Annotated in this window: 11 protein-coding genes and 1 pseudogene; 7 read left to right on the top strand and 5 right to left on the bottom strand. The window is 46.8% G+C overall.

Annotated features, from left to right (window positions below; translation table 11 throughout):
* Positions 1–93: 93 nt before the first annotated feature.
* From H6F52_RS19595 to H6F52_RS19585, 3 genes are all read left to right on the top strand, one after another.
* Entirely contained in the window at positions 94–246 is a 153-nt protein-coding gene (locus H6F52_RS19595; protein WP_190536481.1) for a hypothetical protein, read from the top strand.
* 64 nt (positions 247–310) lie between these two features.
* On the top strand, positions 311–952 hold the full coding sequence (locus H6F52_RS19590) for a DUF1877 family protein (RefSeq protein WP_190536480.1): 642 nt from the start codon (positions 311–313) through the stop codon (positions 950–952).
* Positions 953–1,227: 275 nt separating this feature from the next.
* Positions 1,228–2,268 carry an ABC transporter permease gene (locus tag H6F52_RS19585; RefSeq protein ID WP_190536479.1) on the top strand — a complete coding sequence of 347 codons (1,041 nt, stop codon included), beginning with the start codon at positions 1,228–1,230 and terminating at the stop codon, positions 2,266–2,268.
* Between the two features lie 7 nt (positions 2,269–2,275).
* Here the strand turns inward: H6F52_RS19585 and H6F52_RS19580 are convergent, their stop codons facing one another.
* Positions 2,276–3,472 carry a histidine kinase gene (locus H6F52_RS19580; RefSeq protein WP_190412155.1) on the bottom strand — a complete coding sequence of 399 codons (1,197 nt, stop codon included), beginning with the start codon at positions 3,470–3,472 and terminating at the stop codon, positions 2,276–2,278.
* A gap of 114 nt (positions 3,473–3,586) precedes the next feature.
* Between H6F52_RS19580 and H6F52_RS19575 the strand changes: the two genes are divergently transcribed.
* Positions 3,587–5,299, top strand: a complete 1,713-nt coding sequence (locus tag H6F52_RS19575; protein ID WP_190536478.1) for a DUF2079 domain-containing protein — start codon at positions 3,587–3,589, stop codon at positions 5,297–5,299.
* Positions 5,300–5,875: 576 nt separating this feature from the next.
* Positions 5,876–7,066, top strand: coding sequence for a glycosyltransferase family 4 protein (locus H6F52_RS19570; protein WP_190536477.1), 1,191 nt, complete (start codon positions 5,876–5,878; stop codon positions 7,064–7,066).
* 16 nt (positions 7,067–7,082) lie between these two features.
* On the opposite strand, the gene H6F52_RS19565 is transcribed toward H6F52_RS19570, so the two are convergent.
* The 3 genes from H6F52_RS19565 to H6F52_RS19555 all read right to left on the bottom strand — a co-directional run bounded on the left by H6F52_RS19565 (position 7,083) and on the right by H6F52_RS19555 (position 10,599).
* Entirely contained in the window at positions 7,083–7,235 is a 153-nt protein-coding gene (locus H6F52_RS19565) for a hypothetical protein (protein WP_190436125.1), read from the bottom strand.
* A gap of 206 nt (positions 7,236–7,441) precedes the next feature.
* Positions 7,442–10,144, bottom strand: coding sequence for a TIGR03960 family B12-binding radical SAM protein (locus tag H6F52_RS19560; protein WP_190536476.1), 2,703 nt, complete (start codon positions 10,142–10,144; stop codon positions 7,442–7,444).
* A 116-nt stretch (positions 10,145–10,260) separates the two neighbouring features.
* A complete protein-coding gene (locus tag H6F52_RS19555) occupies positions 10,261–10,599 on the bottom strand; it encodes an STAS domain-containing protein (RefSeq protein WP_190429570.1) in 339 nt (112 codons plus the stop codon).
* Positions 10,600–11,137: 538 nt separating this feature from the next.
* On the opposite strand from H6F52_RS19555, the gene H6F52_RS19550 reads away from it, so the two are divergent.
* Both H6F52_RS19550 and H6F52_RS19545 read left to right on the top strand, forming a co-directional pair.
* Positions 11,138–11,332 carry a hypothetical protein gene (locus H6F52_RS19550; protein ID WP_190412161.1) on the top strand — a complete coding sequence of 65 codons (195 nt, stop codon included), beginning with the start codon at positions 11,138–11,140 and terminating at the stop codon, positions 11,330–11,332.
* 156 nt (positions 11,333–11,488) lie between these two features.
* A pseudogene (locus H6F52_RS19545) lies at positions 11,489–12,243 on the top strand (aminotransferase class I/II-fold pyridoxal phosphate-dependent enzyme).
* On the opposite strand, the gene H6F52_RS19540 reads toward H6F52_RS19545, so the two are convergent.
* Complete coding sequence (locus H6F52_RS19540; RefSeq protein ID WP_190412162.1) at positions 12,231–12,614, bottom strand: hypothetical protein; 384 nt, start codon at positions 12,612–12,614, stop codon at positions 12,231–12,233. The pseudogene H6F52_RS19545 and the gene H6F52_RS19540 overlap by 13 nt on opposite strands.
* Positions 12,615–12,633: the final 19 nt, after the last annotated feature.

Raw genomic sequence — 12,633 nt, 5'->3', positions numbered from 1 at the left:
TTGCTGCCAAGCCAATTTTATCCTCGCTGGTAGCGATTCTCTCAGTTTATAGTATTTTTGTAATATACTGCGTTTTTAGTAGGATACCCAACTATGGAAATAGAAGCAGAATTTAAACAAGTATCTCCATACCTGCTGGAAAAGCTAAAAAAATATCCTGACTTTGCACAATTCTTTTTTGATGCAAAATACCTGCCTGACTCATCTTTCTGGCAAGAGTTTAGAATTCCACTGTTGCCCTTATAGTAGCTTTTAAAAGAACAATGCTTTATCAATTTTATTAGCTTTAATTTTAAAGGAAGTGCTTGATATGGGAATATACGGTAGACTTAAGCAGATTTCTCCCTCTATATTAAAGACGCTAAAAGAAAATCCAGCTTTTGTATGGTTATTGCTTAATGCTAAATGGATGTCCGGCTTAGATTACTTGCAATACATTCAATCTAATCCTACTGAGGTGAAACAGCTACAAATATTTGAGCAGCAAAACCCAGAAGAATTTAAGAAGATAAAAGTAGATATTCTCATCGAAGGCGCGGCTCCAGAATTGGATTTTCACAAATACGGAGAGGTAATAGATTTTTTACTCACAGGAGGTTCGCAAGAGTTTGAGCCACAATTTCTGCTAAACAGGAACACAGATGGGGATAATCTACCCCTAGTAAATGCTGTTTTTGGTGGAACGGAAATGGAATATGAGACAGGTTATGGGGCAGTGCGCTACTTGACATCTAATGAAGTTAAGCAGGTGGCAGAGGCTTTACAGGAAGTTACAAAAAAAGGTTTCGGGGAAAGGTATAAAAGAGCATCTAGGATGCCTAATCTAGCTCATTATATAGACTGGACAGACAAAGAAATGCTTTATTGGTTAACAGACTACTATATTAAAATTACCCATTATTACAAAGATGCTTCTAATAAAAGAAATGCTATGTTGCTCTATTTTACATAGTAGATAAAATAACTATAGTGACATTGAAATTATTAATAATAACTTGGAACAACGGAAAATAATCAGATTAAACCTGTTTTGATGCCACTTTTATCGCCGCTGGTAGTGATCGCTGCTAAGTTCAACTGTTGCCTGACGGCTGAAATCGTAGCTACACAAATAAAGACCGCCTGCACGATCTAAAATACAAAAATTATTCTCAGCCTGCGTAGGTAGGCTTAGTTTGTATAGCCCCAGACTTCAGTCTGTGGGAGTCTTGGCTAAGTCCCACAGATATGACAACAAATCGACTTCAACCTGTACTGCTGCCAATTTTATCGCCGCTTATCGCGATCGCATCCGCCCTCATTGTCGGTGCTGTTCTTATCTTGCTGGCAAAGGCGAACCCCATTACCGCCTACGGCATTCTATTTAAAGAATCCCTCGCAGATTACTACGGCTTTGCCAATACGATCGCCAAAACCGCACCCTTGCTATTAGCGAGTTTGGGGGTGCTGCTGCCTTTGAAGGCGGGTTTGTTCAATATTGGCGCTGAAGGGCAAATTTACATGGGAGGACTCGGTAGCGCCTTGGTGGGACTATCTCTGCAAGGATTACCCGCACTCATTCACGTATCGCTGGCGCTGCTGGGGGGATTTTTATTGGGGGCAATTTGGGGATTCATTCCCGGTTATCTGAAAGCAGTGCGCGGTGTAAATGAGGTGATTACCACGCTGCTACTCAATTATGTGGCGCTGAACTTTGTCGGATATCTGGTGAATAATCCTTTGAAGGCACCAGGTGCGCCGAGTGCCTTTTCTCCTTTAATCGCAGAATCCGCCCGATTACCGATTATTTTGCCGCAAACTCAAGCTCATGCGGGGATTTTTATCGGATTACTCGCTACAGGAATATTGTGGGTGGTACTGACGCGATCGCCTTTAGGATACCAAATCGAAGCTGTCGGACAAAATCCCACAGCCGCCCGTTACGCCGGGATGTCGGTAGAACGCACTATCATCGCTGTAATGGCATTTGCTGGAGGATTCGCAGGATTAGCGGGTGCGGGTGAAGTCATGGGGCTGAAATATCGACTATTCGACCGTTTTTCACCGGGGTATGGATTTGATGCGATCGCGATCGCTCTCCTCAGTCGTGGTAATCTCGCTGGTATCGTCCTCACTTCCCTATTTTTCGGTATCCTCCGCAGCGGCGCAAACGTCATGCAACGCAGCGCCAACGTCCCAGTCACCGTCGTTTACGCCATCCAGGGTTTAACCGTTTTGTTCATTGCGATTAGTTTTGCAGTTGAACGTCAAATTAAGCTAAAGAGTTAATTTTTAATTATCTGTAAACTGGTAACGTGAAGTGAAAAATACTGCCCTTATCGAGATTTGAGTCTACCCAAATCTGCCCATAATGCGCCCGAATAATCCGCTGGCATAAGCCAAGACCAATCCCATACCCGTCTCTTTCTTGGTCTCGCTCTAGGCGATAGCGATCTTCAAAGATGCGCTCTTGATTCTCCGCAGGGATACCAAAACCCGTGTCGCCAACGCTCACCTGAATTTTCTGAGTCGTGCGGTGCAGCATTGCAACTTGAATCTTGCCACCTTCCGGCGTGTACTTAATCGCGTTATCCAGAAGGTTGACTATCACTTGGCGCACCCGTTCTTCATCCGCATAGACATAGGGCAAATCCTGGGGAATATCGGTTTCCAAAGATTGAGATTTCCCCTGACACCGAGCTTTCAGTGAATTAATGACCTCATGACAAAGCGCCCCCAAGTCCAACTTATGCGGTTGAATATGCAATTGGGCACTCGTACCCCTGGCGGCTTGCAGAATATCTGCGATCATCCGATCCATCACGCGGATTTGGGTACGAGCCTGCTTGCTTAACTGCTCGGTCAGTGCTGGTGTTAGCTTGGCGTGTCTGTTGCTATTGTTTGAATTTAAGCTTAATTCCAAGGTTTCCATTGCTAGAGAGGCGGCTGTGAGGGGACTCCGCAGGTCGTGAGCTAACATAGCGAGTACCCGGTCTTTGAACTGTAGCTGCTCTAGCAGTTCTTCTTTTTCTTTCTTGAGGCGAAAAATTTCGTCAGACAGTTGAATCAGTTCTGCGGAATGAGCAACAGACCGAATCGCTGAGGTTTCTGCGGTGGTCGGTGAATCTGTCTCCCGGTCCTGTGCTAAAGTCTCCTGATATTCTTCGGCACACAGCTGCCAGCGAGGCCAACAATTCTTCAATTGAGCGATCAAATTACTCCCAGCTAGCGTCTGTCGGGGTTCCGGATGAATCTTGATCAAAGCTGGGGTTGCCACCAGTTTAAAGTGTTCGGCTAAATACGGCTGCTCTCCGACCTCGACCATCTGAAGTTCAAAAGGAACCTCGGTCTTTAAGCTCTCCAGATACGTTTGGATTTGCTGGATCTGTTTACGCGAACTCGGACGCTCATCGACAAACAGCAGTAGCTGTAGCGACGCTTCAGAATGGGTAGGTTTTTCAAGAGCTGCCTTTATGTAATCTGGTTTCAGCACTGGGAACCAACCGATGACACTTTAATTCTTAGGGGTATTGACTGAGAGTGGACGAGAAGCGAAGATCCGCTTTCAATTTAATATCTATTTAACATTTATAAACGATTGTGAGTGATGTTGTTGAAATTACACAAGCAGCCAGCGTTACGGATGGTGATGGGTGCAGCGATCGCATTTTTTTTGTTTGCTCTCTTTTTCACCCTGCATCGGCACTTCACCTTTTATTCCTCCTACGATCAAGGCATCTTTAACCAAGTCTTCTGGAACGGCATTCACGGTCGCTTCTTTCAGAGTTCTCTTTCCTCGCAGCTTTCTACCAACGTCGTTCACAATGGCGAAGTCCCAGAAGTTTTTTATCACCGCTTAGGGCAACACTTCACCCCAGCCCTTTTGCTGTGGCTACCCTTGTATGCCCTATTTCCGTCACCCGCAACGCTCACTGTTTTGCAAGTTACGCTCGTAACCGCTGCCGGTTTGGTTCTATACGTCCTTGCTCGACAGCATCTGGAACCGGGGATTTCTGCCCTAATAACTATCAGCTTTTACGGCGCTAACGCCGTTCTTGGCCCTACCTTAGCTAATTTCCACGATATTTGCCAAATTCCCCTCTTTACCTTTGGATTGCTCCTGGCAATGGAAAAGCGCTGGTGGTGGCTATTTTGGGTGCTGGCGGTTTTGATTCTGGCGGTTCGGGAAGATTCGGGTGTGAGTCTGTTTAGTATCGGGTTTTACATGATCCTGAGCAAACGCTATCCCAAGGCGGGTCTTGCGGTCTGTACTCTCAGTTTTGCTTACATGATTGTCCTCACCAATCTGATCATGCCGCTGTTCTCCGAGGATATTTCTCAGCGGTTTATGATGGAGCGGTTTGGGCAATATGCGGATGGCGAAGAAGCTTCTACCCTGGAAATTATCTGGGGAATGGTAAGTAACCCTTGGCGGCTTATCGTCGAGCTGTTTTCACCCTTCTTTGGCACGATTAAGTATTTATTAGGTCAATGGTTGCCCTTGGCTTTTGTGCCAGCAATTTCTCCTGCTTCTTGGATGGTAGCGGGATTTCCCCTCTTGAAACTTTTATTAGGGAAGGGACAGTCGGTTCTCGCCATTAATATTCGCTATGCGATGACAATCGTGCCGGGGCTATTTTACGGGGCGATTCTCTGGTGGGCAGGGCAAAGCGACTTTAGAATTTGGATAAGAGATTTTAAAGGGGGGCGAAAAGCTCAGACATCAGAGAGGGATGAAACTGAGAGGGATGAGGCTGAGGTTGCAGATAATTATCCCAAATCGGTTTCGCCGTCGTTTCGGCGTTTTTGGATCGTCTGTCTCTGCCTTTCAATATTTTTTACGTTCACTTCAAACCCTAATCGGACTTTTTACTTCCTGATCCCAGAGTCGATTCAGCCTTTGGTTTATATTCCCGTGACGCGGCAGTGGGAACACGTCAGCCAAGTTCGCCCTTTATTGGCTCAGATTCCGCCTGACGCTAGTGTAGCGACTACCACCTATCTTGTACCCCATCTTTCGGGTCGCCGCGAAATCATCCGCTTTCCTTCTTTGCAACTCCGCAATGATGCTGGTGAAGTGGTCAATGTAGATTACATTATTGCTGATTTGTGGCAAGCACAGCAGTATCAAGCTGCTTTCAACGAAGAACGGGGATTATTGCAACAGAGTGTTCCCGCGATCGATCGGCTATCTGGTAGTGGGGAGTATGGCATCATTGACTTCAAAGATGGCGTTATCTTAATGCAAAAAGGAGTTGTCTCGAACGAGCAAGCGATCGCGGCTTGGCAGGCATTTCGCCAACAGATTTCTCTAACTTAAATTCGTCTTTTGTCCCATCTAGCGGCAGACTATGCGATCGCACGTACCGAGCAATTCCATATCAACCCGGCAACATCCGCATTCCCACGGAAGTCAGAGATGTTCCCAAATGGCAATATAGATGGCAAATAATGCCTTCTTTTTCACTATTAAACCAATGGGTAAGAGCATCGTTCTGGGGTGCTTAATTAATCTGAGGATTATTGTGGAAAAACCGGATAGGCAATTGAAGTGTCTTTTAGAGTTTATTTAGGGACAAACTTTGTTATTGAAATTTCTATTCGCTGTACATCAAGAGCTAGCGTTAGGCTGAAAGCGATTGAGGTATAGAGCCAGAAAAGGAATAAATTCTAGGCTTCACATTTCATAATTTATTCTTTTCTTACTTCTTATTGTATTAACTGTTTATCCCTCAAATAAAAGCAACAATAGAAATAGATTGAGTGTTTATGTTTGCTCAGGGTTAAAAGATTATTTAAATCTATCACATCCTCATTGTCCCAACTAGGAGACTATAATTTTTAGAACTATGTCGATCTGTAGCGATTTGTAACTGAATTGAGGGGATTGGGGGAAATGAAGATTCTAGTGCTGACTTGGGAATTTCCGCCGCGCATTGTCGGAGGAATTGCCCGCCATGTAGGGGAGTTATATCCAGAACTGATAAAACTAGGGCATGAAGTCCACTTGCTAACAGTGGAGTTTGGTCACGCGCCGCTGTACGAGGTGGTAGATGGCGTCCACGTGCATCGGGTGCCAGTGGGCTACGGTTATGACTTCTTTCACTGGGTCGTGAATTTGAACCAGAGCATGGGGATTCACGGCGGGAAGCTGATGATGGAAGATGGCCCGTTTGATTTGATCCATGCCCACGATTGGCTGGTGGGAGATGCTGCGATCGCTCTCAAGCACAATTTTAAAGTGCCGCTGATTACTACGATTCACGCCACAGAATTTGGTCGTTACAACGGCATCTACAACGACGACCACCGCTACATTAGCGGCAAAGAAAAACTTCTCGCCTATAACTCTTGGCGGATTATTGTTTGTACCAACTATATGCGCCAAGAAGGAGAACGAGCGCTAGAAACTCCTTGGGACAAAATGGATGTGATTTACAACGGCATCCGACCGGAAAAGAAACCACGGTGGCACGAGTTTGATGCGTTGAACTTCCGTCGTCAGTTTGCCGACGATCGGGAGAAAATTGTTTACTATGTGGGTCGAATGTCCCACGAAAAGGGCGTTTCCGTGTTGTTGAATGCTGCCCCGAAAGTCCTTTGGGAAATGGGGGGCAATGTCAAATTTGTGATTATTGGCGGCGGCAATACTGACCCATTGAAGCAGCAAGCTTGGAATTTAGGCATTTGGGACGACTGCTATTTCACCGGCTTTATGTCAGATGCTGACCTAGATAAATTCCAAACCGTTGCTGACTGCGCCGTATTTCCCAGCCTCTACGAACCTTTTGGCATTGTTGCCCTAGAAAGCTTTGCCGCCCGCGTGCCCGTTGTGGTATCAGACACGGGGGGTTTACCGGAAGTCGTGCAACACACGAAGACTGGGGTTGTTACCCAGACGAACAACTGGGATTCTCTCGCCTGGGGCATTTTAGAAGTGCTAAAAAATCCAGGTTACGCCAAGTGGCTAGTTGACAACGCTTATGAAGATTTAGAGCGTCGGTTCAGCTGGTCGAAGATAGCGAAACAAACTGAAGCAGTTTATCAAAGAGTGGTGCAAGAGCGATCGCACACTCACTGGGCTTAATCATCATTGGACTTAATCAAAAGTTGAAGGTTTGTTCTTCGTTCCCAAACTTAGCCAGAGAACCAGAATTTGGATACTCTGGATCGCAACTATCGCTAAAATTCAACAATTCCAGCCATCCGAAGCTGACCGGCTTGATTTGCCTGCCAGACTTTCCCGCTGGTTCCATCCAGGCAAATCAGCCAACCTTCATCGTAAACTCAGGTATCGATACAGACAGATGGCGTAACCGAGATTGACTGGCACGCTACTTCTTTGGCTGGTGTGTCCGCCAGCAACCATCGTTTTGCCAGACGTTCCAAGAACAACATAAACTCAGGTTGTTCCGATAGCGGTAGGGGAATGTCGCCAATGGCAGGAATCCCAATTTGGCAATCAATCCTTCAGAAGCAGCTGACGTCGGTGAGCGTGCAACAGCTGAAACTCCCGCCCCGTCACTTGCTCCAACATCAAGACGATATGCTCTGGTCTTAGTACAGTTCCATCATTTTGACAACTGCCCAAATAGCGCAGAACAACGCCTTCTGCCGCTTTTTCTTGGCAAGCTAATGGGATATTACCCTTCGCTCCGCTGGCGCTTCTTTGAGGCTCATTAACCTCCAATTCAAACAAGCGATCGCGCAGATTTATCTGTTTCTTCTTCCCAGACTTCGTCGTTTGCTCAATTAAAATGCTCTCAGTGGCTTTAATCGCCTCTACCCAGCTTTCCCACTCCTCTGGTGACGCAGACTCAACCGCTGCCACCGCAATCAAATACTCGGCTTTTTCCAACAACTGAGTCGCGGAAGGAGCCTTCAAATCAACATCTGCCACCCGATAAACCGGGATATCAGACGGCAACTGGGCAGCTAACTTCTCCTGGAATGTCGCCACATCCATCGCCTGGGTTAGCTCAAAGTCCACAATTTCACCTTCACTGGTTGATCCCAATGACAGCGCACTGGCTGGAGAAATGCGGGGACTGGGATGAAACCCGCCCGTAAAAGCAACTGGCAATGCCGCCCGACGCACAGCACGGTCAAACAGGCGAACCAAATCTAAATGGCTCACCAGCGCCATATCGCCCAGCTTACCCAACCAAACCCGCAACCGCTGCACCCTATCTGTATTCGGCGTGAAGTGTCCGGCAAATTCTGGTATCGGCAGCGGCTTGATAACAATATTGTGCCCAAAGTCAGACCCGCAAATGCCACAGTGAGAACAGCCTTCAAACGAGCAATCCGGCACTATCGCAGCTTCTAAAGCCCGTTTCAGGTCAGCGATTAGCCAGTTCTTATCAATTCCCGTATCGATATGATCCCAAGGCAACGGCGCATCGAATTGGGGATTGGGAATTGGGGATTGGGAATCGTCAATGGGTAGCGGTTGATTCCGATTCTCCATCCAGTTCCATTCGCCATTTTCAACAAGGCGGTATTTCCAGGTTAAGCCAGATTCTGCGATCGCGTCTCCCCAAGCCGCAAAAGCCCGCTCCACACTATCAAACCAGGCATCCATCCCCGCACCCAGTTCCCAAGCACGACGCAGCACTGATGCCAGACGCCTATCGCCCCGTCCAATAAAATCTTCCATCGCCGAAAGTCGCACATCGGTGAAGTTTACCTTCACCCCCCTCATCCCGCGAAACTCGTCGCGGAGAAGTTTCTGCTTCTGTTGAAACTCAGTTGTAGAGACAGAGTGCCACTGGAAAGGCGTGTGAGGCTTCGGCGTAAAGTTAGAAATCGTCAGGTTGAAATGCAGACGCTTTCTGCCTTCAGTCCGACATTCTTGGTGTAGCCAACGGATAGTTTCGGCAATGCCGACCACATCTACATCCGTCTCTCCAGGCAGACCAATCATAAAATACAGCTTAATTTTTTCCCAGCCCTGCTCGTAGGCGGTTTTCACCCCTCGCAGCAATTCTGCGTTCGTCAACCCCTTGTTGATAATGTCCCGCATCCGCTGGGTTCCAGCTTCCGGCGCGAAAGTCAGCCCACTTTGTCGCGTCCCGCCCAGAATATTCGCGATATCTTCATCAAATCGGTCTACCCGTTGACTGGGTAAAGAGAGAGAAATATTTTCATCTTTGAGGCGATTTTTGATTTCCATCCCCACCGCCGGTAGAGATAGATAATCCGAACAACTCAAGGAGAGTAGGGAAAACTCGTTATATCCCGTCGCCCGCATTCCCTTTTCAATTGCCTCTACGACTTCCTGCGGTTCCACATCCCGCGCCGGACGAGTCAGCATCCCTGGCTGACAGAAGCGACAACCGCGAGTACAGCCGCGCCGCACTTCAATCGTCAGTCGGTCGTGGACTGTCTCCACATAAGGAACTAGCCCGATGGAATAAGCTGGCAGAGGGGCAGCAACTCGCCGTAAAATCCGCTGGGGTACATCCGCGCGATTAGGATGGACTGAGCCATCTTCTGCCATGTCATAGAACTGAGGCACATATACGCCCGGTACTTGTGCCAAATTTAGCAATAGTTGCTCTCGACTGAGTTGAGCTTTTTTGGCTTTTTCCACTACCCAGCCAATTTCTGGCAGCACTTCCTCGCCATCTCCCAGCGCCAAGAAATCGAAAAAGTCTGCGTAGGGTTCGGGATTCGAGGTTGCGGTCTGTCCCCCAGCAAAAATCAGGGGATAATTCCAGAGAAGTTCTTCACTTTCTCCTGCGTCTGTGCTGGTGAGCCTCTCTCTCCACGTCAGAGGAATCCCGGCCAAATCAAGCATTTCCAGGATATTGGTGGCTCCTAGCTCGTAGCTGAGACTAAAGCCCAAAATGTCAAAATCTGTAAGACTTCGCCGCGATTCCACGGCAAATAGGGGCGTCTGTGTTTCTCGGAGTTTCGCCGCTAAATCTGGGGCTGGTAGATATGCGCGATCGCACAGCTGCCCCAATTGAGCATTCAATATGTTGTAGAGAATAATATGCCCAAGATTCGATGCACCCACTTCATAGATTTCTGGGTAGGTCAGAACCCACCGTACTGCCGCCGCTTCCCAAGGTTTGTGGACGGCTCCTAGCTCGTTTCCCAAATAACGAGCTGGTTTCTGTATCTCTGCTGTAAGTAGTTTCTCGACTGCGATCGCCACTGCAAAACGCTCCCTGCTTCCAGTGCCTCAGATTCAACCCTAGCACCAATTCAGGATTAGCACTCAGCAACAGCGCTCAACCTCTCAGTTTTTCCTTTAGAAGTATTTCCTTGTTCCTATACCCCAATGTTTGCTTCCAAGGCGGCAGGACTTTCTAAAATTTCAAAGACTCCGTCAAGTTGAGCCAGTTCAAAAATCATCCGAATGGAGGGCGACACTGAAGAGAGGCTAAACCGCCGTCCTAGACTGTGTGCTAAACGGTGAGCCGAAACAAACGCCATCAAGCCAGCACTATCGAGGAACTCTACTTGCGCCATATCAACTAGCACAATGGATTGATCGGGTGAAGAAACAGCTGCTGTCAGTTGACCTTGGAACTCAACCGCATTCGATGCATTGATATGACCTTGGGGGCGAATAACTGCAACGTTGGGGCGAACTAGCGTATTTTGCATGACAATATCCTGTTTCAACTCTAAACAAAAATTTGTGTAATAGCTTCGACAATAAACGGTAAATATGATATTGCCTACCCCCTTTTAGGTAATTTGCTAAATCTTCATTAGTTACCTCCTTTTATATAAAGTTTTCAATAAGATTGCCTGAGAACGTGTTCTCTAATACGGACTTTCTAGAAGTTCTATATTAAGAAAATTCTTCTATCCATCTTTTACAATCGCTGCATCTAACCAAAGACAGATGTATTCTTTGTATAATCCTATGCGAAGCGCATTTCTGCAAGGCAGGGGCTTAGGTCTTCAAACGGACATCTGCGGCTATTCTTCACACGATTAAAACTCATCAACGATAATATTATTGCTATAAAGCATCAACTCCGAAGCTTCATGGAGTTGTCGGAAATTATTTAAAAAATCAGCGGCAATTGCAGTGAAACTCACAGTGATTTAGATCACTTTACAGTCTAGCTTTAGATCACTGGTTCATCTATATATTCAAACGATAATTTTTAAATGCGGAGTTCTATCGGTTTTTATGAGAACTACATACGCGATTCGTCAACTGGTAGAAAAAGCTCTCTATATTAAGAAATTAACTCCAGATATAGAGAACGAAATAAACTATGAATTGACCAGAATGGGTCACATTTCTGACGTTGATTATGAGGCACTGGAATTACTCATGTCAGAGATGGATGCCGGTCGAATTCAACTGGTACCAAGTGCATAAAAGACATTAAAAATTTAAGGCAGATTTAGTCGATGGCACGAGACAATATTTGTGCCGTTGGAATCTTTCTAAACCAATCTCTCATCCGTTTGACTCACCTGGCGGTCAACTGTCTAATTGTTTGCACTTGCTCTTTTTTTCAGTTGTTAAATCGTCGTGCAGTTTGCCAAACGTTTAGAAAAGACCCCGTCCTACCTTTTTGCCAAGATTAATCGCAAGCAGCATGAAACGGTCGCCAAAGGGTGGACATCATCAACAGTGGAGCTGGCGATCCAGACCGCCCGACGCCAGCATATATTGTCCAGGCGATGCATGAGGCGATTGACGAGCCTTCGACTCTTAACTATCCCCCCGATTGGAGAACTAAAGAATACCGCAAAGCTGCTGCGGATTGGATGGAACGCCGCTTTGGTGTCGCTGGCTTAAATATAGAATTTCAAAGTTTATCTAAGTCTTACAAGATGACCGCCGGGTGGGTTGGTTTTGTTGTGGGGAATCCTACCGAAATTAAGGGACTGGGACAAGTTAAAACCAATGTAGATTCTGGCATTTTTAAGGCAATTCAACGAGCAGCGATCGCTGCCTATGAAACCTCACAAGAAGAACGCCAAGCGGTGATGTCAGTTTACCCAAACCGTCGTAATATCATCGTCGAAGGATTGCAATCTTTAGGATGGCCTATTGAGCCTCCCAAAGCAACCTTCTATATTTGGGTACCCGTTCCCAAAGGTTATACTTCAACGGAATTTGTCACCCTGTTACTGGAGAAATGCGGTCCGATCGTGCCCCCTGGAAACGGGTCTGGTGCTGCTGGGGAAAGCTTTTTTCGGATTGCTCTCACCGTGGCAGATGAACGGATGCACGAAGCGATTCAACGCATCAGAGATGCTGAAATTCGCTACGAAGCCTGAAAATCACTCTGATTGGCTTGCCAAACTTGGCGGACAAACCAACTGAGTTGCCGATGGGCCTCAGAGGCGTCTGCTGTTGCATCTGGGGCGTCTAGTTGCATTAACAGGGGAATCACCTCGGTATCCAGTGCTGGTCGAAACAACGTTACAGGCCATACTAAATCGGCACCCTGACGCAAATCGTACAGCGTTGGTAACACGTTGGCATTATCGTCTGAAACGATAGTAAGCATCAAAGGACGCACCCAACATATCTGCCGTGAATCGACAACTTGTATCACGTCAGCGTACAGGCGAGTATTTTCATGGTCTAAACAAACAATCTGACAAGGCTGAAAGTTAGGGGCGGAACCGCTTGAGGCTTGCTTCACAATCAAGAATGGCTAGCGC

This window comes from Coleofasciculus sp. FACHB-542 (assembly GCF_014695825.1).
Lineage (GTDB): Bacteria > Cyanobacteriota > Cyanobacteriia > Cyanobacteriales > FACHB-T130 > FACHB-T130.
This window is presented reverse-complemented; position numbering and strand designations above follow the sequence as displayed.